Origin of the sequence: Kluyvera sp. CRP (genome assembly GCF_019930565.1) — a bacterium.
Taxonomy (GTDB): domain Bacteria; phylum Pseudomonadota; class Gammaproteobacteria; order Enterobacterales; family Enterobacteriaceae; genus Kluyvera; species Kluyvera georgiana_A.
On sequence record NZ_CP082841.1, the window covers coordinates 2,201,834 to 2,224,758 of the forward strand.

At 47.4% G+C, this 22,925-nt stretch carries 18 protein-coding genes and 3 pseudogenes; 15 read left to right on the forward strand and 6 right to left on the reverse strand.

Translation table 11 applies throughout. From position 1 onward, the window contains the following. The first annotated feature begins 106 nt into the window (after positions 1-106). The 5 genes and pseudogenes from mgtA to serA all read left to right on the forward strand — a co-directional run bounded on the left by mgtA (position 107) and on the right by serA (position 6,393). Positions 107-2,839 carry a magnesium-translocating P-type ATPase gene (gene mgtA / locus K7B04_RS10350; protein ID WP_223803969.1) on the forward strand — a complete coding sequence of 911 codons (2,733 nt, stop codon included), beginning with the start codon at positions 107-109 and terminating at the stop codon, positions 2,837-2,839. Between the two features lie 18 nt (positions 2,840-2,857). Further along, entirely contained in the window at positions 2,858-2,950 is a 93-nt protein-coding gene (mgtR, locus tag K7B04_RS10355) for a protein MgtR (protein WP_004101989.1), read from the forward strand. An 11-nt stretch (positions 2,951-2,961) separates the two neighbouring features. Then, the gene (mgtU, locus tag K7B04_RS24495; RefSeq protein WP_256450015.1) at positions 2,962-3,048 is read left to right on the forward strand and encodes a magnesium transporter protection protein MgtU; all 87 of its coding nucleotides are present in this window, start codon (positions 2,962-2,964) and stop codon (positions 3,046-3,048) included. A gap of 139 nt (positions 3,049-3,187) precedes the next feature. After that, positions 3,188-3,944 (forward strand): annotated as a pseudogene (locus K7B04_RS10360) (transposase). Positions 3,945-5,160: 1,216 nt separating this feature from the next. Beyond that, complete coding sequence (gene serA / locus K7B04_RS10365; RefSeq protein ID WP_223803970.1) at positions 5,161-6,393, forward strand: phosphoglycerate dehydrogenase; 1,233 nt, start codon at positions 5,161-5,163, stop codon at positions 6,391-6,393. Positions 6,394-6,744: 351 nt separating this feature from the next. On the opposite strand, the gene K7B04_RS10370 is transcribed toward serA, so the two are convergent. From K7B04_RS10370 to K7B04_RS10395, 6 genes and pseudogenes are all read right to left on the reverse strand, one after another. Further along, entirely contained in the window at positions 6,745-8,064 is a 1,320-nt protein-coding gene (locus K7B04_RS10370; RefSeq protein WP_223803971.1) for a site-specific integrase, read from the reverse strand. A 431-nt stretch (positions 8,065-8,495) separates the two neighbouring features. Next, positions 8,496-8,594: pseudogene (locus K7B04_RS10375) on the reverse strand (aldo/keto reductase); the annotation flags it as partial. Between the two features lie 26 nt (positions 8,595-8,620). Then, entirely contained in the window at positions 8,621-9,472 is an 852-nt protein-coding gene (locus tag K7B04_RS10380; RefSeq protein ID WP_223803972.1) for an aldo/keto reductase, read from the reverse strand. Between the two features lie 187 nt (positions 9,473-9,659). Further along, positions 9,660-10,355 carry an alpha/beta hydrolase gene (locus tag K7B04_RS10385; protein ID WP_047038613.1) on the reverse strand — a complete coding sequence of 232 codons (696 nt, stop codon included), beginning with the start codon at positions 10,353-10,355 and terminating at the stop codon, positions 9,660-9,662. 127 nt (positions 10,356-10,482) lie between these two features. After that, entirely contained in the window at positions 10,483-11,418 is a 936-nt protein-coding gene (locus K7B04_RS10390; protein ID WP_346015171.1) for an SDR family oxidoreductase, read from the reverse strand. Continuing rightward, positions 11,395-11,859 (reverse strand): annotated as a pseudogene (locus tag K7B04_RS10395) (LysR substrate-binding domain-containing protein); the annotation flags it as partial. The pseudogene K7B04_RS10395 and the gene K7B04_RS10390, both read right to left, overlap by 24 nt. A 540-nt stretch (positions 11,860-12,399) precedes the next feature. Between K7B04_RS10395 and K7B04_RS10400 the strand changes: the two are divergent. From K7B04_RS10400 to K7B04_RS10445, 10 genes are all read left to right on the forward strand, one after another. Further along, positions 12,400-12,909, forward strand: a complete 510-nt coding sequence (locus K7B04_RS10400) for a fimbrial protein (protein ID WP_223803973.1) — start codon at positions 12,400-12,402, stop codon at positions 12,907-12,909. A 38-nt stretch (positions 12,910-12,947) separates the two neighbouring features. Beyond that, positions 12,948-13,661: a molecular chaperone gene (locus tag K7B04_RS10405; protein WP_223803974.1), complete on the forward strand. Its 714-nt coding sequence runs from the start codon at positions 12,948-12,950 to the stop codon at positions 13,659-13,661. A 27-nt stretch (positions 13,662-13,688) separates the two neighbouring features. Continuing rightward, positions 13,689-16,196 (forward strand): fimbria/pilus outer membrane usher protein, encoded by a 2,508-nt coding sequence (locus K7B04_RS10410; protein WP_163449532.1) that lies wholly within the window; start codon positions 13,689-13,691, stop codon positions 16,194-16,196. 24 nt (positions 16,197-16,220) lie between these two features. Then, entirely contained in the window at positions 16,221-17,399 is a 1,179-nt protein-coding gene (locus K7B04_RS10415) for a fimbrial protein (protein ID WP_163449531.1), read from the forward strand. A gap of 50 nt (positions 17,400-17,449) precedes the next feature. After that, on the forward strand, positions 17,450-18,637 hold the full coding sequence (locus K7B04_RS10420) for an HD domain-containing phosphohydrolase (RefSeq protein ID WP_223803975.1): 1,188 nt from the start codon (positions 17,450-17,452) through the stop codon (positions 18,635-18,637). Positions 18,638-18,654: 17 nt separating this feature from the next. Then, on the forward strand, positions 18,655-19,434 hold the full coding sequence (locus K7B04_RS10425) for a winged helix-turn-helix domain-containing protein (protein WP_163449529.1): 780 nt from the start codon (positions 18,655-18,657) through the stop codon (positions 19,432-19,434). Further along, positions 19,431-19,910 carry a hypothetical protein gene (locus K7B04_RS10430; RefSeq protein WP_163449528.1) on the forward strand — a complete coding sequence of 160 codons (480 nt, stop codon included), beginning with the start codon at positions 19,431-19,433 and terminating at the stop codon, positions 19,908-19,910. Before K7B04_RS10425 ends, K7B04_RS10430 begins: the two co-directional genes overlap by 4 nt. 29 nt (positions 19,911-19,939) lie before the next feature. Beyond that, a complete protein-coding gene (locus K7B04_RS10435; protein ID WP_223803976.1) occupies positions 19,940-20,608 on the forward strand; it encodes a Crp/Fnr family transcriptional regulator in 669 nt (222 codons plus the stop codon). A 645-nt stretch (positions 20,609-21,253) separates the two neighbouring features. Next, a complete protein-coding gene (locus K7B04_RS10440; RefSeq protein WP_163449527.1) occupies positions 21,254-21,520 on the forward strand; it encodes a hypothetical protein in 267 nt (88 codons plus the stop codon). A 548-nt stretch (positions 21,521-22,068) separates the two neighbouring features. Beyond that, the gene (locus K7B04_RS10445) at positions 22,069-22,905 is read left to right on the forward strand and encodes an alpha/beta hydrolase (RefSeq protein WP_163449526.1); all 837 of its coding nucleotides are present in this window, start codon (positions 22,069-22,071) and stop codon (positions 22,903-22,905) included. The last annotated feature ends 20 nt before the right edge of the window (positions 22,906-22,925 follow it).

Consider the following 22,925-nt stretch of genomic DNA (forward strand, 5'->3'; position numbering starts at 1 on the left):
GGATATTCCCAGACGATTAAAGTAATAAGCGTTTAATAACGTAGAAATGAAATATGCATAAGTCATTTATGCAGGGGTAACCACGTTTTAAATTTGAGGATTAATCATGACTGACATGAAAATAGAAAACCGGAAAAGAAACCGGTCTGCGTCAGAAAATGATAAGCAGCATAAAAAAAGCTTCGCTATTGAAACCGAGGCATTTAACAGCCCCGATCATACGCTGGCGCGGTTAAACAGCAATCGCCACGGGCTCACCACCGAAGATGCCCTTGAACGACTGGATGAATACGGCCGCAATGAAGTGGCGCATGAGCAGGCACCGCCGGCGTCGATCCAGCTTTTGCAGGCATTCAATAACCCGTTTATCTATGTCCTGATGGCGCTGGCCGCCGTCAGCTTCGTGACCGATTACTGGCTACCGCTGCGTAAAGGCGAAGAGACCGATCTGACCGGGATCATCATTATTGTCACGATGGTCAGCCTGAGCGGGTTATTGCGTTTCTGGCAGGAGTTTCGCACCAATAAAGCGGCGCAGGCGCTGAAATCCATGGTCCGTACAACGGCGACGGTGCTACGCCGCGGTCCCGGGAATATAGGGCCGGTGCAGGAAGAAATTGCCATTGAGGAGCTGGTGCCCGGGGATATCATCTCCCTTGCTGCGGGGGATCTGGTTCCGGCAGACGTCCGCCTGCTGGAGTCCCGGGACCTGTTTGTCAGCCAGTCGATACTCAGCGGCGAGTCGCTGCCGGTTGAGAAGTATGACGTTCTGGCCAGCGTTTCCGGTAAAGTATGCGACAGACTTCCCGAGCCGAACAAAGATAAAAGCCTGCTGGAGATGGGCAATATCTGTCTGATGGGCACTAACGTGACCAGCGGCAGGGCGCAGGCGGTGGTGGTGGCCACAGGAAACCGTACCTGGTTTGGTTCGCTGGCGAAATCCATCGTCGGCACGCGTACCCAGACGGCGTTCGATCGCGGAGTAAACAGCGTCAGCTGGCTGCTGATCCGCTTTATGCTGGTGATGGTACCGATTGTGCTGCTGATTAACGGCTTCAGCAAAGGTGACTGGGTTGAGGCCTCGCTTTTTGCCCTGGCGGTAGCGGTTGGCCTGACGCCGGAAATGCTGCCGATGATCGTCAGCTCCAACCTGGCGAAAGGCGCTATCGCCATGTCGCGGCGCAAAGTGATCGTCAAGCGGCTGAACGCCATCCAGAACTTTGGCGCTATGGACGTGTTGTGTACCGATAAAACCGGCACGCTGACTCAGGACAATATCATCCTTGAGCATCACCTTGATGTCAGCGGTCATGAGAGCGACCGTGTGCTGACGCTGGCCTGGCTTAACAGCAGCAGCCAGAGCGGGGCGCGTAACCTGATGGACCGGGCGGTGCTGCGCTTTGGCGAGGGGCGGATTGCGCCAGCGACCAAAGAGCGTTTTGTCAAACTTGATGAACTGCCGTTTGATTTTGTCCGCCGTCGGGTCTCGGTGTCGGTGGAAGATGTCCGCCACGGTGACAAAAGCCTGATCTGCAAAGGCGCGGTCGAAGAGATGCTGATGGTCGCCACGCATCTTCATGAAGGCGATAACGTTGTGGCGCTGGATGAAACCCGACGCGATCTGCTGTTAGCCAAAACGAAGGACTATAACGCCCAGGGCTTCCGCGTGCTGCTGGTCGCAACCCGCAAGCTGGATGACTCCGCGCTGACCACGCCGCTATGCACCGCCGATGAGCAGGGACTGACGGTTGAAGGGATGCTGACTTTCCTCGATCCGCCGAAAGAGAGCGCGGGAAAAGCCATTACCGCGTTGCGCGATAACGGTGTGGCGGTGAAAGTGCTGACCGGCGATAACCCGGTGGTTACGGCGCGTATTTGCCTGGAAGTGGGCATCGATGCCCACGGTATTCTGACTGGCGCCCAGATTGAAACGATGACGGATCGCGACCTGGAGCGAGAAGTGGAAACTCGCTCGGCATTCGCGAAGCTGACGCCGCTGCAAAAGTCGCGCATCCTGAAAACGCTGCAGAAAAACGGCCACACCGTCGGTTTTCTCGGCGACGGCATCAACGATGCGCCAGCCCTTCGCGATGCGGACGTCGGCATTTCGGTTGACAGCGCGGCAGATATCGCCAAAGAGGCATCGGATATCATCCTGCTGGAAAAGGATCTGATGGTGCTGGAAGAAGGGGTGATCAAAGGACGTGAGACGTTCGGCAATATCATTAAGTACCTGAATATGACCGCCAGTTCTAACTTCGGCAACGTCTTCTCGGTACTGGTGGCCAGCGCGTTTATTCCGTTCCTGCCGATGCTGGCGATTCATCTACTGATTCAGAACCTGATGTACGATCTCTCCCAGCTCTCGCTGCCGTGGGACAAAATGGACAAAGAGTTTCTGCGCAAGCCGCGCAAGTGGGATGCGAAGAATATCGGCCGTTTTATGCTGTGGATTGGCCCAACGTCGTCCATTTTTGATATAACCACCTTCGCGCTGATGTGGTACGTGTTTGCAGCAAATCACGTCGAAGCCCAGGCGCTGTTCCAGTCCGGGTGGTTTATTGAAGGGCTGCTGTCGCAAACGCTGGTCGTGCATATGCTGAGAACGCAGAAAATTCCGTTTATCCAGAGCCGAGCGACCTTGCCGGTGCTGCTCACCACCGCCGTGATTATGGCTATCGGGATCTACATTCCGTTCTCGCTGCTGGGAGCGATGGTCGGACTGGAGCCGCTACCGCTGAGCTACTTCCCATGGCTGGTCGCGACGCTGCTCAGCTATTGCCTGGTCGCGCAGGGCATGAAGCGTTTCTATATCAAACGTTTCGGTCAGTGGTTCTGATGATAAGGAGGCGCAGAGATGAATCGTTCTCCGGACACTATCATCGCGCTGATATTTTTCCTGATGGGTCTGCTGGTGCTGCTGCTGGCAATCTGGCAAATCCTGTTCTGAAAGGGGGCGCGATGTGCAGAGGAGCGCTGGATAAAGTCTTTATTCAGGTAGCGATTATTGCGGCCATCATAATTCTGCTGAAAATCTGGATTAGATAAGAGACTTTTTGTCTCGCCTGTTTGCCGGGCTGCGGCTAATATCTTGCCCGGCAAACCGTTCACGTACAGGAAATTGAAATTCTTTCTGAACAGTCCTAGGAATCCTGGAGACTAAACTCTTTGAGATAGAGGTAACAGGATGACTAAAAATACACGTTTCTCCCCTGAGGTCCGTCAGCGGGCCGTCCGTATAGTTCTGGAGAGTCAGAACGAAAATGACTCACAGTGGGCAGCACTCAGTTCCATCGCCCCGAAGATTGGCTGCACACCGGAGACACTCCGCACCTGGCTTCGTCAGTATGAACGGGATACCGGTGGCGGTGATGGCGGGCCGAGCACCACTGAACGTCAACGTCTGAAGGCGCTGGAACGGGAAGTCCGCGAACTGTGCCGCAGCAACGATATCCTGCGTGATGAGCGCGGGGTCGGAGCGGTATGCCACGAGCTGGATATCGCCCCGTCGACATACTACCTGCATCAGCAGCACAGGAAGCATCCTGACAGGCGCAGTCAGCGCGCACAACGTGATGACCTGCTGTGAGCACCTAGCAGGGCTTTGCATACGTGGCGTTCGCTGGTCGCATCGTGGGCTGGCGGGTCTCATCGTCGATGGAAACGATGTTCGTGCTGGATGCGCTGGAGCAGGTGCTGTGGGCCAGACGCCCCAGTGGCACCATCCATCACTCAGATAAAGGCTCTCATTATGTGTCGCTGGCGTACACACAGCGGCTTAAGGACGCAGAGTTGCTTGCGTCGACCGGCAGCGCGGGAGACTCATATGACAACGCGATGGCGGAAGCATCAATGGCCTTTATAAAGCGGAGGTGATACACCGGCAGAGCTGGAAAAGCCGTACAGAGGTTGAGCTGGCGACGCTGACGTGGGTGGACTGGTAAAACAACCGCAGATGTACTAGCTCAAACCTGATCTGACAGACCTGCTATAGAGGGGCTAGAGTCACATCACTCCCTTTTCTTTCACATCAATCGGTACTGCATGCGCAGGCATAGTCATTCTCCTTCAAAAAAGTAAGCAACAACTATGCTGACACAAGGGGGATTGGTTGATCTCCGTTCATGAAAATACTCAAACAATAAATGAATTAATCATCAAAAGTGGTTAGCCTACTCTCTTTAATCAATAACTCGTTCATATCCTGTATGCTAAACTACCTAAGTTAGTTTTTTCATTCATGGCCTTAACGTTATGCATTCACAATATAAAAATCTAAAAAGGGTGATTTCACAGAATGAGTATTCAGTCAGGGTGTTCAACAGGTATGGATAATCAGAATTATTGTGTTCTCAACGTAAGGCAAGGTAGCCTGATGTGAAACAGAGGCGGAGGCGTTGCAATATACCTCTAATTCGTGCGGATGAGATGCTAACTTTTCTGGTAAAGAAGATAGTCAAGAACTGTTTCCTCTGCTTCACTCGTGGTTCAATTTCTTTGTTTACGCAGTTAGACGAGCCAAAGCACAGGGGGTAGCGGGAAAATAAACGCCGCATTAGTACCGGAGACTACGAAGGTTAGTTCAATGCCTGAATGATATCAGCGACAATGTGTGCTCATGGGCGAGACATAACCCCATAGAGCTGGATTAATACCCTGTGATAAGGGTGTTAACACCTTTAAAGACTGAGACTGATGTGTAATGGCTGGTTTCTGTTATTCATTTTTCCGTTCATGCAGGTTAACGAGATAACTTCAGGAGGCAGATATTGTATCCATGTTATTACCGAACCAGACAAAATGCCTAGTCTGCACTCTGCCGTCGGTTATTTCTCTACCATCAATTCCGAAGTTTCACGGTCGCGGGCAGTTACTACGCCGTAGCGCTGCTGGTTGCATAATATGAGGGTATGAATAAATTAGTTAGCCACTCTATCAAAATGGGAAATAACAGTCTTATCATTCTTGGCTTTGAATTTACTTAAGGAAGAATATAAGCGACCACAACTAATAAATTATAATTAAAAATTGCGCAGGATGCGACTTAACGCAGGTGCTGATTTTAGCTGGAAGCTTTTTAACCAATTGAAAGAAGGCCAGAGTTGACAGGTATAACGAACAGTTTACGCATCGAAATATCTAACTATGAAAGGGAAAAAAATGAAGAAATTTTCACTGAATAAAGAAAAAATCAAGATTTTACTGGTTGAAGGAGTGCATCAGACAGCGGTGGATACTCTGCACGCAGCTGGCTACACAAATATCGAGTATTACAAAGGCGCACTTGATAGCAAAGAACTGAAAGAATCTATCCGTTTTGCTCATTTTATTGGACTGCGCTCTCGTACACATCTGAATGAAGAAATTCTTGCTGCAGCTGAAAAACTGGTTGCTATTGGTTGTTTTTGCATTGGTACTAATCAGGTTGACCTGGATGCGGCAAGTAAACGAGGTATCCCCGTATTTAACGCGCCGTTCTCAAATACACGCTCTGTTGCTGAGTTGGTTATCGGTGAACTGCTGCTATTGCTCCGACGCGTGCCGACTGTAAACGCCAAAGCACATCGGGGCGTCTGGGATAAACAGTCGTCAGGCAGCTTTGAAGCGCGTGGTAAAAAACTTGGCATTATCGGCTATGGTCATATTGGTACACAATTGGGTATTCTGGCTGAATCACTGGGTATGCACGTGTTTTTTTATGACATAGAGAGTAAAATGCCTTTAGGTAATGCAACCCAGGTGCAGCATCTCTCCGAATTGCTGAAAATAAGCGACGTACTAAGCCTGCACGTGCCTGAAAATGCCTCCACTACGAATATGATAAGTTCTGGTGAATTGACGTTGATGAAACCTGGGGCATTCCTGATCAATGCCTCTCGTGGGACCGTAGTAGATATTACCGCTTTATATGCAGTACTAGCGAGCAGGCATTTGGCTGGAGCGGCAATCGACGTGTTCCCAACTGAACCGGCTACAAACAGCGATCCATTCAATTCCCCACTACGTGAATTAGATAATGTCATACTGACCCCACACATTGGCGCTTCAACTCAGGAGGCACAGGAGAATATTGGGCTTGAGGTGGCAGGAAAGTTAATAAAATATTCAGATAATGGCTCTACCTTGTCTGCAGTTAACTTCCCTGAGGTATCGCTTCCACCACAAGGGGGGCATCGACTTTTACACATTCATGAAAATCACCCTGGCATGCTGAAGGCTTTAAACCAGATTTTTGTGGAAAATGGTATAAACGTTGCGGCTCAGTACCTTCAAACCAATCTGAAGATGGGGTACGTGGTTACTGATATAGAAGCAGAATATGATAATTTGCAGGCTGCACTACTTGCTATAAAGGTTATTCCGGGCACTATTCGTGCAAGGTTACTGTATTAATGGTTCTGTCGTATTAGATATATGGATACAGCAAAAGTTGCGTTTCCTCTTTATCAGGTAACCAGCGAGCGTATGCATAAGTAGGTGCTGTTACCTCCTGAAGTGCCTAAATGGGGCTTTCTGTACTACCGACGCTGGATGGAAGCGCCAATGCAGAGTGGTGAAATGAAAAACTGATAAACCAGACGCGAGGAGCACCACAGGGGGCTTATATTAAGCTGAATATAAGCCCCCTTATGAAGAGTTCAGGAATATGCGCCGCTTTTGGCTGTAGATAGCAGTGAATAGCCACGATTTTAACAAACACGTCAATTCATTAGGTGTTTACCCCATGGTTCGTTATGGTGTTAACTATTTCCTACTAAAACTAATCTTGACAACATTATCAGGGACATAATTTCTGGTCTGAATTATTTCATGCTCAATGAAATCCCCCCACCTTAGAAACAGATTCCGCAATTTGTCTGCTTGCTGACCAACTTGATAGGTTCTGATCAAGCGGTCTTTAGGGATGTGATTTAGAAGTAACTCTATCAATCGCTCAGGCGCATCCAGATATTCCGCGCAACCTGTGGCAACTGTTCGGCGTAGGTCGTGTGGAGTAAATGGTACCGTTGCTGCCATGTATTTTGTTCTCAACCGTTCGAGAGCGCGAGTTATGGCATCACCCGTGATAGGAGCTCCTGGTTTACTGAAAGATTCGAATACCCAATCCCCCGTTGAAATGATGCGCTGTGTTTTCAGCAGGGCTAGAGCAAGCGGGTGCAGGGTCACAATATGACTTTTACCGTTTTTGGTTTCAGGTATTGTCCAGTGATCGCCATTAATTTGCTCCCAGCGCATATTTACTGCTTCAGAACGACGAACTCCTGTGAAAATAATAAGGCGTAATGCATTGGCAACAGCCTGGGAAAGGATAACGCTGGATGCTATACCTTGCCCTCCAGCGGCAATAGAACCACCACCATTTCCGGCTTCTTCCAATGCTTTCCATAACATTTGCAACTCGTCCCGCTGTAACCACCTCTCACGCGGTTTACCCATTGAGGCTCCAAACATAGCAGGCTTGAGTAACCGTGCTGGATTATGATCAATAAACCCCTGTAATGTTGCGTGATCAAGGGTCATGTTCAGCAAGATCAACCCCTTACGAACACCTTCAGTGCTGGTTTTTCGTACCCTAATGAAATGTTCATAGATTAATGCTCGTGATAAATCACAGACCCTTACTGAACCTAAACCTTTTTCCAGATGACGACGAAATGTTCCCTCGTAATCTGACAGTGTACGTGCACCAATGGGCTTGCTTTCTGCTCTGAAGGCCAGCCAGCTATCCCACAATTGGTAGAAAATCGGCATTTGTTCATTTTGTTGTTTTGTCGTTTTCCGAACGTAGCGTGGATCGATACCTTGCTTAACCAACTCTACTGCTTCTGCATGCGCTTCACGCGCTTGAGCCAGCGTCATCGCAGGATAAGCACCCAAAGTGATTTTGATTTGTTTGCCATTGAGATAAGGGCGATACAGCCAGCTCTTTGTTCGACTCCCCGATCGGGATTCGACTGATAATCCTGAACCGGCTTTTGACTTAACGCTGACGACAATACGTGCTTTCCCTTCGTCTGGCGTCAGGTTTGCTACCTGTCTGTCTTGGGTGATCATAGTTGCCATTTTGAACTCATCTCGCGTACTTGTTGGCGTACTTAAATAGCATAATATAGAGTGAGGTTATATGGAACCAAATGAGACAATGAATTCATTAAATTATTGATATAAAACATTAATTATAATGAGTGTGAGATGTGGTGAGACATTGTGAAAACGGTTGTTTTTGTTTTCGTAATGCGAAGGTCGTAGGTTCGACTCCTATTATCGGCACCATTTAAATCAAGCGCTTATCTGAATTTTAAGTAAACTACTTTCTCCTCTTGTGCCGTATTTGGCATCCGCCGGCCTTTGTGCTGATGATCGATACGCTTTGGTACTCGGAATAACGGGGTCCGCCATTCGCGGTGTAACCCGCAAGATATCAATGACCTATGCGTGCCTGATGCTCGGGAGAGCAATATTCGCCGACGATTTTAATCGTTTCAAGCGCCAGCGCTATCTACCGCCGGGCCGTAGCCGTAGCTTAAGCCCATACAACCGAGCCCAAGCGCGGACACTTCGAGTTCTGATTGACCCAGATAACGTTCTTGCATTGATTAATTGTCTCTTTTATCGCGTCTTAAACGTCCAGTTTGCGACCAGTCAACCATTCAATTCTGGCGGGATCGCGGTGGGAGAAGAAAGCACTTGTTGCGGTATCGATAGCGGTAATCTGCAGCATATCTTCATCACTCAGTTCAAAATCGAGAATGTTAAGGTTCTCTTCCATGCGTTCTTTTCGCACCGTTTTTGCCAGCGAAACGATGCCTCGTTGGAAGATCCACCGCAGCACAACCTGTCCAACGCTTTTACCGTACTTCTGGCCAATCGCTGTTAACATGGGATGCTCAAACAGACCATTTTTACCTTCTGCAAACGGTGCCCAAGCTTCCGGCTGAATGCCATGGCTTTGATTCCATGGAACCGCATGCAACTGCTGGTTGAAGGGGTTAACTTCAATCTGGTTCACCGCAGGGCAAACCTTGTTGAAGGCAATGAGATCGGCCAGTCGGTCAGGATGGAAATTGCTGACACCAATGGCGCGAATTTTACCTGCCTGCTGAAGTTCTTCCATAGCACGCCATGCCCCATGGACATCGCCGTAAGGCTGGTGAATTAGATACAGATCGACGTAATCAAGTTGCAGCCGATTCAGGGAGCGTTCGAACTGTGCTTTAGCGCCTTCGTAGTTAGTATCCTGCAGCCATAGTTTGGTCGTTACAAAGAGCTCGTTACGGGTGATACCGCTTTGTTTCAGCGCATTCCCGACCTGGGTTTCATTCTGATAAGACGCGGCGGTATCAATCAGGCGGTATCCCGTATCGATGGCATCAATAACGGCTCTTTCGCATTCAGCGGCATCAGACATCTGAAACACACCAAAGCCCAACAGGGGCATTTCAATACCGTTGTTCAGTTTTACAGTTTGCATGACGTTATCCTTTGGTCGTTGAGTAGGAAAAGGATAGCGCAAAGTGATTTATTCAATTAGATGGAGTAATTAGCTAGGGTTTATTAGATTTGTTCATTAATAAGGGACTCAAGGTCGGCTTTGTGCCAGGAGGGGACCTTACCCTGATGAAGTAAGTCAGGATATTTGCGGATAAATACCCAATAATTTACGTAGGCGGGAGCCATTCAACAATAGTTTTTGCCAACTCCCTAGGTTGTTCGAGCGGAATCATATGGCCGCAATTCCGAATGATTCTAAACGACGCATAAGGTATGGCTTCGACCAACTCTTCTGCCTCCTTCATCGAACGGATGGCATCATCTTCACTGGCGATAACCAATGTTGGACAACATATCGTTGCATAAGGTATACCTTGCCGGGATAAGGATGATTGCGTGATGAAGGCTTCAAATCCCAGAGAGCATCCCATTTTCTGAATAGCTGAAATCATATCCTGATTTGATGTGTTTATAGGATGGAGTGTCCGGGCAATAGCATGGCTGCTCAGCCCCTTAAACGTTGTGGGGGACAATGACTGCACGCTTTTTCGCTTTGCTTCAGCCTCTAACGGCGTATCTTCCCGTAAGGAACTGGCAATAAGCACTAAGGACTCTACACGTTCAGGGAATTCTGCTGCCAGTTGTCGGGCAATATACCCTCCCATCGAAAAGCCTATCAAAGAAAACTTCTCAGGCAGAAGAGTAATCAGATGCTGAACGACATCATGAATGGTTCGTCCTTCAGTTACAGATGCATGATGAACAATACAGTTTGACGGCAGGTATGTTTCAAATTCATGCCAAAGCATTTCATTCAGCATAAACCCGGGAATTAAAACGATTTTACGCGGCTTTAAACTCATAGAACTCGCTTAAATGCATCATGTGTATTTATTAGGTTAGACAGGTTAAAATATCTTACTAACTGCGACAATATCAAATACCAGCCCTGGATAAGCGTTTCAATTTCCACAGAGTTTCTTAACATTTCTAACGTCCTCCCAGGCTTCCTCCACCATCAACAGGCAGTACTACGCCAGTAATAAAACTCGCTTCTGATGATAAAAGAAAGGCTATTGCTGAAGCCACTTCAGCAGGAGAGCCCAGTCTGCCCATAGGGATTGTCGATAAAACACGTTGTTCTGCTTCACTTCCAACAGGTCGTGTTTTATGAAAAAGCTCTGTCTCTATTGGCCCAGGAGCAATCGCGTTTGCGGTGATCCCGAATTGAGCAAGCTCTAATGCCCAGGTTCGTGTACAACCTACCAGCGCACTTTTTGCTGCTGCGTAAGCTGTTCGGTCAGTCGCACCGTAAATAGCACGGCTACATACATTCACAATTCTTCCCCAGCCTCTGCGCTTCATTTTGGCAACCAGCGCCTGTGTTATCTGAACTGCTACCCGTACATTGATATCCATGACATTCAGGAAGGTCGGAATATCAATACTTCCCAGTTGTTGAGGTAAGGCCACCCCTACGTTATTTACGATACCGTGAACTTCGTGATTTTTGGCAATTTTCATTAGAATTAAATTTGTTTCATCATAGCTACTCAGATCGGTCGTATATAAAACCCCTGGAAAGCTGGCATCACTATTACGGGCAATACCCACAACCAGGTGACCCTGTTCTGATAATTTGTCACTGAGTGCTCTCCCTATACCTCTGGTTGCGCCTGTAATAAGAAAAGTACGATAAGGTCCCATAGTAGAATCCTCGATCTCATTTGAATGGATGCGAATAAGATGGTACTGACATCCCATTTTTTGTTCACCGTCTATTAGACTAGCAGAACAATGACCAACTTCCGCTCTTCGCTCAAAGCGGACCTTGGAATTGAAAGCTGAGGGACTTCCTGACACAATTTTGCATTGTGAAGAAGCGGTCATCGCTAACGAGCAGATCTTCAACGTATCAATGACCATCCGCAGGGCAGGGGAGACGTTTCGATGCGGATAATAGAGAAACAATCCTTCCATTCGCAGGCTGTAACGCTGAAACACCCTGATAAGCTTACCGTGTTCTAAATCATCCGCGACCAGTTCAACAGGGACATAGGCTAACCCGAGGCTCAGCCGGGCGGCGGCTGCTTCCATATGGCTGTCAGATAAGGTCCATTGTCCTTCTGGTCGATGGGTTATTTTTTATCATCCTGATTGAGTTCCCACTGGTATACGCTGGCGTCGGCAAACACAGGGATGCGCTTTTAAATCCGCCGGGGTTTGCGGAAAACCGTCGCGACGACAATGTTCCGGAGTACCCACAATCGCCATCTCCATATCGGGCGTGATGCGCACAGCTACCATGCCCTGCCCAACTTCAGGCCCCAGACGGACGCCGGCATCAAATCTTTCCTCGATGATATCGCCATGGAGATCATGACATTCACACCGTGAAATACGATCTGCATGGCATCCAGATTACTGTGAGTGTCTATGCGTTGACCCGGGAGGTGACCTTCTCATTTTCCGACCTATGTACTCTCACTGCTGATGATGTTTTGTTTTTGTTAAATGTATTTAACGATATTTTGTAATTACGAAACGAAATATTTAAAAACAGCCATTCCTCTAAAAGAAAAAATCGCCATATGACTATTTTTAAGTTTTTTTAAATAGCGATTCCTTTCTCCCTTCACTTTCCTTTTTATCTTCAAAAAGAATATAAACCTATAAATTAATTAAAAAATGGTGTTTTAGGTTTAAAAAAATGATTTAAGCGATATTTACGTTTACTGATGGTGTTTTGAGTGGTTTTATATTCCAACCAAAAGCGACGGTGCAATACGATGTTCTATCACCCATCGGATCACTGCGCATAGGCACTACTGATATTGAAAATTGGGATATAAAAGAATGTTCAAGAAAACGTTAATCGCAGCGGCAATCGTATTTTCTGGCGCAGCAATGGCAGCGGAAAGCACCGGCGTAGCAGGGGGTACTATCACGTTTAATGGTTCTGTCTCCGACACCACCTGTGATGTGACAACTAATAATGGTTCCGATTTCACGGTAAATCTGGCACCGATCACACTTACCGACGTAACTAGCTCCACGGGTATCGTTACCGCCAACAGCAAAAATTTCACCATGAATCTGAAAAATTGCTCCGCAGCGGATGCAGATACTCAGACTCTGAAAATCACCTTCACCAGCAGCAACCTGTCTGATGATGGCAAATACCTGAAAAACTACAGCGCCAACGGCGCAGAAGGTGTGGGTATTGCTCTGACCTCTGACGGCTCCACCGCTGTACCGTTTGAAACGGCATTCAATACCGGCCTGACCTCTGCAGACGCATCTAGCGCTGACGGCGTTACGCTGACTATGCACGCTAACTACTACAACTTCGGCGGCACTGCTGCGACCACCGGTAAAGTGGTTACCGATGCAACCTATTCTTTTAGCTACGATTAATCACATAAGCCGGGGTATCAACCCCGGCCTTCAAGATCATGAAAAAATTAATAGTGTTTCTCCTCGCAGCTCTAGTTTCACAGACGGTCGCCGCCAGCGTCGTCATTAATCAGACTCGCGTTATCTATCCAGCCGGAACAAAATTTGTTTCGGTACAGCTCGTTAATGACAGTGATAAAACCCACCTGGTACAGTCCTGGCTGGATAACGGTGATGCATCCGCAGCACCAGAAAAGATCAAAGTGCCGTTTTCTCTGATGCCACCGGTGGTCAAAATGAGCGGTCATAGCGGACAAACGTTGAAAATTGCCGCGACAAATATCCAGACACTGCCTGCTGATAGAGAAAGCGTATTCTGGCTTAACGTATTGGACGTTCCGCCTACGCCGGAAGATGCCAATGAAAACTACCTCCAGGTGGCGATTCGTAACCGCATTAAAGTCTTTTATCGTCCGACCTCACTGGAACCACTGGATAGTAAAACGATCGAAAAAGTCTCGATTTCTACATCGGGCGGTCGAACCTGCCTGAAAAATGATTCGCCGTACTATCTAACCATCCCTCAGGTTGTCAGTTGGCAGGGCGGTCAGCTAAAGCAGGTCAGAAAAGACAATTTACTCTCCGATACCGTGTTTATTCAGCCATTCGGCTGTGTACTCGTATCCGACAAAGTCCACTCCGGTGGACAGTATCGTATAACCTGGCTTGATGATTACGGTACTAAACGCTTCAGCCTACTTAATAAATCGTAATTACTGCTGATACCAGGTTCTATTCTGATGAAGAACAGTTTTCTGTTTTGTAAAAGCCTGTTAGTTCATTCCGTCAGCCTCGCTTTATGTTCTTCTTTTGGGGCGTACGGCGAAACGTTCAACAGTAGCCTGCTGGTCGGTAATTCCGCGGATATGGATTGGAGTAATACAAAACTGGTGATGACCCCAGGTACGTACGATCTTGATATCTATGTGAATAATGCATGGCGCGGCAAATTCGCTATGACGATTGCCAACGATGATAAAACGACGGTACAGATTTCACGAGATGATGTGTCATTACTGGGAATTAGCGACCTGGACGCCGCGGTTGAAGCTGCGCCAGTGCGTCTGATCGATATCAATGCGTTACTGCACGGCGGGAAAAGCAAACTGACGCCGGGCGAGCTGCGTCTGGATCTGGAAGTGCCGCAGGCCTACGTGATCACCGAGAACCGTAACTGGGTTTCCCCGCAGAAATGGGACCAGGGTATCAACGGCATTTATACCAATTACAACGTAAACTACTACAACTTTCACGGCCTGAGCGAAGGATATACCAACAGCGATAACGTTTATCTGTCACTGAACAGCGGCTTGAACCTATCCAGCTGGCACTTCATCGACAATTCAACGTGGATGCGTTACAGCAACCTCGGTAAAAGCTATTGGGTCAATACAACCCGTTATCTGGAGAAGCCGATTGCGCAGATTGGCGCACTAATGCGCGTTGGCCGTGCTTATACCACCTCAGACTACTTTGATACCGTGCGCTTTCGTGGCCTGACGCTCAACAAAAGTCGCCAGATGTTGCCCGACAGCGAACGTGTGTATATGCCTGTGATTAACGGCATTGCCACGAGTTCTGCGGTCGTGAGCGTATATCAGGACGGGCATATTATTCATCAGCTCACGGTTCCTGCTGGTCCTTTTTCAATCAGGGATTTAATGCCAACCGGTTCGCGAGGCGATCTCTCTGTGGAAGTGAAAAACAACGGCGGTAATACCGAGCGTTTTGTGGTGCCCTTTTCTTCCATTCCTGACATGCTTCGTCCAGGGACCAGCGACTATCAGTTCAACATTGGTGAAGTGGATATGCGTGGTATCAACGACCATAGCAGCTTCGCTCAACTCAGCTATTCGCGGGGGATCAACAACTATGTGACCGCCACCGCGGGAAGCATCTGGAATGCCGACTATCGTTCGTTTTTGGTTGGCGGCGCGCTGTCCCTTCCCTACGCAGGGTCGCTATCGGCATCCGCTGAGACATCACAATATAAATTGCCGGGAGATAGTCAGCGCCATGGTGAAAAATATTCGCTCTCATGGAGTAAATTCTTCCCGACCAAAACTAACCTGACGCTGGCTTCCTATTACTACCGGACACAGGATTACGCCTCGTTCAGCGATTATATTCTGACCCGAGCCAATATCGCGGACTACGGTGGTACGAATACCTCAACGCAGAATAGCAAACAGGCTTTCAGCGCCAATATTAATCAGCCGCTGCCGGATAATTTTGGCCGCCTTATGTTATCGGCGTACTGGCGTGATTACTGGCGCGGTCAAAAAACCAGTCGTCAATATAACCTGACCTGGAGTAACGTTTTTAACAGCGTGAACTACTCCGTTTCACTGCGTCGCTCTGAGGTATCGCAGTCTTACTACGACTATGAAACGAACAACGAAGGTAACGTTGTCAGTTCGCTGCGTTCGCGGGGGAATACGGAAAATAATCTTTATTTATCCGTGACTATCCCGATGTCTATCTTTGGGACTCCGGGCAGCGTCGCGACACATGCCAGCGTTCAGAAGGGGCAGTATACTTCGTCTGATGTCAGTTTGAGCGGCAGCGCACAAAATGTTGATTATAGCCTGATGCTTGCACACGATCGCGATGGCAATTCACGGTCTGCTGATTTGTATACCTCCTGGAAAAATAGTCTCACCAGTCTTAACACCGGGCTAAGCATGGCTCGCGAGTATCGTCAAACCAGCCTCGGCGCGAGCGGCAATATTCTGGCGTGGCAGGGCGGGGTGATAGCCTCACCAAATACCGGGCGGAACTTTGTCATTCTTGAAGCCCCCGGTGTAGAAAATGCTGTGGTGAACGGTGACTCATCCACGCGAACCAATAACCACGGTATTGCCCTGGTTACCAGCGCTACGCCGTATCGACAAAATAACTTCCATCTCGAACAGGATGGTACTAAAAGCAGCGATGTAGATTTACAGGGCAACTTGCTGAATATCGCCCCATACGAAGGCAGCATCACTTATCTGAAATATAAAACAGATACTCGCAAGGTATTTATGTTGGATGTTCAGGACAGCAACGGCGATCAACTACCGTTCGGTGCACTGGTTTCAGATAACCAGAACCAAGAGCTGGGCTATGTGTCTCAGGGAAGTCAGATGTTTATTAAATCTGACACGATGCCTGACACAATCCGTATTAATACCAGCAAAGGCAAATTAAAGCGTAGCTGCGTTATTATGCAGCCAAAAGAAAATGCCACCAATATCTGCCGATAACCTGATGTGAGTAATGATACCAATATGAGAAAAAATTTATTTATTATCGCAGCTGTTTTTGGGTTGATATTTCTCCCACTGCATGATGCCAATGCAGCGGCAGATGTTCAGGCCCGAGCGGTAACTGGCGATACTTGCCGTAATAGCGGCATTCTATTTAACAGCGTTGCCGAGGCGGATAAATCGTTAAATCTTTCTTCTGAGTTTTTGACCTCAAACGTCGTCGAGAAAACCTACACCACAAGCTGGTCCGGCAGTATGACCTGTGTTTATGGGAATGTGGGTATCGGCGGGCTGTTGCAGGATCATCTCTATTATTTCACCGGTTTTAACAGCAACCCGGTGTATCTTAACTTTAATAGCGCGGATGGTGAGAATAGCTATTGGATTAAAGTGACGGCGCAAATCACCGGTGATACCAAAGTTACCGTCAGTGGTATCGTGGGTATTCACTCGATAGCTTACCAGACACAATACACCGTGCGCGCGGAGCTGTTGACCACTCCACCAACGGGGGTGTCTACCTATACTAAAACCACGTATAACGGCGCGCTGAGCGTCATTCCCGCCGTGATGAGCGGTACCGGTTCTGGCAGTGATAGCCCGTTACTGTCCAGTAAGACCTACGCCTATCGTGCGTGGAATAACATGATGTCGGACACCGCTCGCAAAAGCTGGGATACCGATCATTTTATTGCCTACGAGAAACTTACTATTCAGTTTGAACCCAAAGAGACTACCTGCAATATGACGCATAATATGACGGTAAAATTACCGCCAGCATCACTGAATATGCTAAAAATAAACGGCAAAGCCAATGGGGCTGATTTCACTATTCCCTTAAAATGCGGCAACCTTGCAGGTGTCAAAACGGCGACGAGGAACGTTAAAGCCTGGCTGTCCAGCAACGATCTGCTCACAACTGACACCAGCTATCAAGTTATGGTTAATGATGAAACAACCGCTGGTGGCGTTGGTATTGCCATTCGCAGTCGCTATTTTTTGGGCGATTATGAAGAAGTTAAAATATCCAGTAGTAACGATATGGAACACGCGACGCAAATTCTTGACATCGCCAAAAACGATGACATTCAGGATATTCAATATATTTATCTGCATGCTTATTACAAAGTCTATAAAGCTTCCGCGCTAAGTACCGGCACAGTTGTGGCGACGGCACAAATTATGCTTGGTTACGATTAGGTCATTATTTATCTAAGTTTATCTATTTTTGAATAGCGTGAAAGGTTGTCATGAAGATATCAATTCAGACTGTGCTTAATTTATTACACAATATTATTGTTCCAGTTTCTGCAGATCTGGTTAATCACTTACAAAGAACGGCGATTATCACTTATTATTTGAGCCGTCATGCCCGGCTTGATCAACAGTCCGTCAGTACGGCATTTCTGGCCGGGATGCTTCATGATATCGGTGCGCTCAGCAAAGATCGCGCCAGGCTCACCGTCGGTAGCGAGGACTTTCTTGATAACCATGAACAACTGGGGAGAACGATGACATCAGGGATCCGTTTCCTTAATCCGGTCACGCCGATCCTTGAAAATCACCATGTGAAGTGGTCCGATACTAACGACGAAAACCTGCCGCTGGTGAACCATCTTGTGCATATGGCGGACACGTTCGAACTTTATCTGCGCACGATTAAAGGCGACTTTATTGCTCAGCGTGAACAGATTATTACGCAGTTTTTCCTCCTGCCCGAGCAGTGGCCAGAAAAGTTGATCAATGCACTAAAGGAATCCAGCAACGAGGACGGCTTCTGGTTCCGGCTTGGTAACCCCATGCTGCCTCAGGTACTGAACGCCATCAGCCCGCTACACGACCACATGCTCGATCACCATGACTTTCTGGAGGTGTGCCAGCTGATTTCCAGAATTGTGGATACCCACAGCAGCTTTACTCGCACCCACAGCACCAGCGTGGCCCATGTCGCCGCGCGCTTAGCTGAGCTGTACGGCTACGATCGCGATATGCAGGAAAAAATATGTATTGCTGGCTACCTTCACGATATCGGCAAGCTTTTTACACCGCTCAGTATTCTGGAAAAAAGAGGGAAACTCGAAAACGATGAGTACGCGATAATGAAACAGCACAGCTATAAAACGCTGGTAATGCTCAACCCGATTCCAGAGCTTGGCAACATTGTGCACTGGGCTGCGAATCATCACGAACGGTTGGACGGCAGCGGCTACCCTTTCAGGCTTACAGCAGCCTCGCTCGATATGCCTTCGCGCATTCTTGCCGTCGCGGATGTTTTTACTGCCATGACAGAGAATCGCCCTTACCGACAAGGCATGCAAAGTGAGAAAGCGCTGACCATACTCCGTGAAGAGGCGGCGAATTATAGGTTGGATCGGGACATCGTGGTATTACTAGACCATAATATTGCAACTGTGAAGCCACTTGTCGCAATGTATTGAGTCTGTAAGAACAGAAAATGAAATATTTGATTGCCAATAAAGTCGTTTACGATACGGAAAGCGGGGAGCTGAACATTCCTGATGACGAGCTTACTGAAAGCAAAAAGCTCACACATACGGCGAACCGGATCCTGTCACTGCTTATCGCCTCACCCGGTGAAGTACTTGAACGCCAGTATCTGCTTGAGCAGGTATGGGAGTCTGTTGGCCACACCAGCTCAAGCTCATCATTAAATCAGTACATCAGCATTTTGCGCAAAACGCTGACTTCGTTCACTGATATTGAAGAGTCAATTATTGTTGTCCCGAAAGTGGGTTTTTTCTTTTCTGCGGATATCGACATTCAGCGAATTGATGCGGTCAACGAGATACCGGGCCGGGCCGAACCTAAACCAGTATATACGCCAAAGAAATCCTTACCGCTAAAATACGTGTTCGCCACCTTCATCGTGATTGTGCTTATCATCGCTAATCTGTGGGTCTGGTATCCCTCGCAGAAGAATGAGCGCTATTCCAATCTGGCCTTCATGGGGAACTTAGAAAAATGCACTATCAGTACCTACGAACATGTTTCAGCAGATACACGGAAAAGAATACTGGAAGTGCTGCGATCCGCCGAACCAAATCTAAATGAGAAATGCCTTAAGCACCCGACACAGTTGATGGTGAATATCCAGCCAAGCGTATTTTACGGTAGCCGCGGACGGATTTTTTATTCATTGTGTTCTTTGGATTCAGAGGTCGGTGAGCTGACCTATTGTGAAAACCATTACGCATTTAACTGGGAAATGAAATGAAGTTTGCACTAACACTGTCTGCGGTTATAGCCACTTTAACGGCTACATTTTTCTGGGGATTGATGGATCATTCTTCGTCCTATTTAGATGACCGTTGCTTTGCGAACTTCACCTACACTGATAGTACCGACAGTAACGCTTTCAGCTTCAAAGGTAATATTGTTTTTGAAATGTCTAAAAATAAAACAGGGCAATTTAATTTATCCGGCGATATGGGTTATCAGGGGAAGAATTATACTTTATCCCGTTACGTAAAATTCACTTATACAAACATCAAAGATAACTCCTATAGGGTGAAAGTACTTTCTCAGGAAACTATGGCCCACGATAATGTCCCGGCCGACTTATCCCCGCTCGCCATTAAAATATTCTTTCTCAGTGGTGAATATTCAATGCATATGACGAAAAATGATAATAACTTTATCACTATCGGTAATGCGCTCTCACCGCTGATGAATTGCGTCATTCAGTCCTGATGTTCGTTCAACATCACAAGGAAGTTCTTGTGCATCAAGAAATCAAAAAATCAAATTGTGTTAATTGTTCCAAATGCGGCTTTGCGGCCGCCTGCCAGTCGTATCTTTTCGACCGGCAGGAGCCTATGTTTATCAACGATTTGTCGCGTAAAAAAAGAGTAGCAAAAAACGAGTATATTTATCAAAGTGGCACGCCAGTTCGCGCATTGTATGCACTGAGGCGCGGTATTGCGAAGGTTTATGATGCGCAAAATACCCTCCAGGGTGTCGTCTTTCCCGGCCAGGTTGTGGGCGTGGATGAGCTGTTTGCCAGCCACTATCAGTACAGCGTCCAGGCCGCCACTGAGGTAGAAGTTTGTGAGCTGCAAAACCGTCACTTTTATCAGATTAGTCAGATTACACAAGACTTTACCAATCTGATTATTCATATACTTTCACGCTCCGCCAAAGAAAAGCAGCAGTTAATTAGCGTGCTGGTAAAACCCGACGGGTTACAGAAAGTCAGCGACTTCATCCAGCTAATGGCAGATACGCGTAAAGAATATGGTTTTGACCACCACGATTTTGAACTTCCGCTGAACAAAAAAGAGTTAGCGCAACTGTTGGGCATTTCACAATCGACGCTGGCGCGGGCGCTTGATACGCTGGTTGAGCAGCAAATCATCGCGGTAAATAAGAAAGAGATTACCTTACTGTAGAAGTCATCACGTGGTGGGCAAAGCCTGCTTCTTCCCACCGCACTCCCGTCATTTTATGACTGACTCGGCAACGCACCGCTTCGTCGCATGAGCAGGTCCACCTAAAAATTTATGCACTTCGTTTCTCACCGAATTCTGTATTGGTTTTGAGTCAGCGCTTAATGCTCATGTTGCAACCGTTGACCATCACGTTTCACTTCTCTTTGAAGCCTGCAAGAACGATGTGAATGGTAACGATGATGAGAGGGGGATATCGGTAAAATACAGTCGATAGGCATGACTGCCGCTACCGTATTGCCGCACTAACATGGCAGTGATGCGTTCACACTGGCCTGTCATCTCTGATGTTGTCACACTTAAAATACAACAAGCTCGCCTCCAGACGGTTTCCACCTTTTCTCTGTGCACACATCTACGAAGATGGAAACCTTACTGTTATCGTCTGATTCTTTCTGAATATAAAGTTTAAATCACCAGGTTGATATGAAAATGTTATTTTATTGAAAATATAAATTTTAAATTTATTTGAATTGTCGTCAAATGAAGCGTAAATACCAATTTTTTATTTATTTCAAAACAACCTCTTGAATAAGTGGATGTTGTGGGTAGTATGGTATTTGTCCTGTTGAGTTTGAGGCTATGATAATGAGAAATATATTAAGCATTGCTGCTTTTATGATTTTTTTAGTTAACGCGCCGGTTTATGCAGGGAAAATTTATCTATCCGGAATGGTAGTCGATAATGCTGCTTCAGCAAGGCAGCAATGCGTGGAACAAGCATTGACGTTTGGCGTTGAAAATATCTGCCACAGTAAACAAGGTGCCAGTATTATGACTACAATTAAACATGTCACCGTCACCTTTAAGAATAGGCTAAGTCAAGCCCGGATTGTGACGTTAAATTATTCATAGTTGTCTGTCTTTATTAAAAAAAGCGATGCTATAAAGTTTGTTATAATTAATATATGTCCCTGCTGCAATGTTAAACGTCACCGTGCTTTCAGTGACATCAGTATCAGTTTTGCTTATCTAACCGGCTTGCCTCAACGCTCAAATTTGCGGTCAGACTCATTATCCCGCAGATAGTTGTGACTAAATAGCGGCACAGTTTTCCGGCTGCGCCGCCTGCATCATGCTATTGCGCCATTAACACGAATTCACCTCAGCCAAAGTATTCCCGCGTGAACGTGACGTTTGGGTGCTATGCGAAACCATCACCAGTAGCTGGAGTAATGGTGTTATTGAGAGACATGAAAATCTCCACCCAAGTTGCTGAAGATCCACTTTTTACCCCTCGCTGGCATGGTCCCTCGCGACGATGACATAACCATTACTAATAAAAGGTCCTGCTGATGATATTCATTGGTGAAGTCAATTATACGTTACGGGTAACAAGGCGTAGTTTAATTCCTTAAGTGAGAGGCAATAGGCCAGATGATCTAAATACAGGAGTAACCGCTATGTCATTCGTAACCACAAAAGACGGCGTTAATATTTATTTTAAAGACTGGGGCGATAAATCAGCGCAACCAATCGTGTTCCATCATGGATGGCCACTCAGTGCTGATGACTGGGATAACCAGATGCTTTTCTTCCTGGCGCAGGGGTTCCGCGTTATTGCCTTCGATCGTCGCGGTCATGGGCGTTCGGACCAGATAAGTGAAGGGCATGATATGGATCACTATGCTGCTGATGCATCGGCTGTAGTTGAACATTTGGATCTGAAAAATGCAGTACATGTGGGTCATTCTACTGGCGGCGGTCAGGTTGCGCGCTATGTGGCCAGATATGGTCAGCCACAAGGCCGTGTTGCAAAAGCAGTTCTGATTAGCTCAGTACCTCCGCTGATGGTTAAAACCGACAGTAATCCAGGCGGCACACCGGTTTCTGTCTTTGATGGTTTTCGTCAGGCGCTGGCTGCCAATCGCGCGCAGTTCTATCTTGATGTGGCATCCGGGCCGTTCTATGGATTCAACCGCGATGGGGCGGTGGTTTCTCAGGGAACCATCAATAACTGGTGGCGTCAGGGGATGATGGGGAGTGCAAAAGCTCATTATGAAGGGATCAAAGCCTTTTCTGAGACGGATCAGACCGACGATCTGAAAGCCATTACGGTACCCGTTCTGGTTATGCAGGGTGATGACGATCAGGTTGTACCCTATAAAAACGCCGCTCTGTTGCAGGACAAATTACTGAGCAACAGCACGCTACGTATCTATCCGGGCTATCCTCACGGAATGCATACTTCGCATGCGGACGTCATTAATGCTGATATTCTGGCGTTTATAAAATCATAAATCGTGCAGTGGAAGAGCGT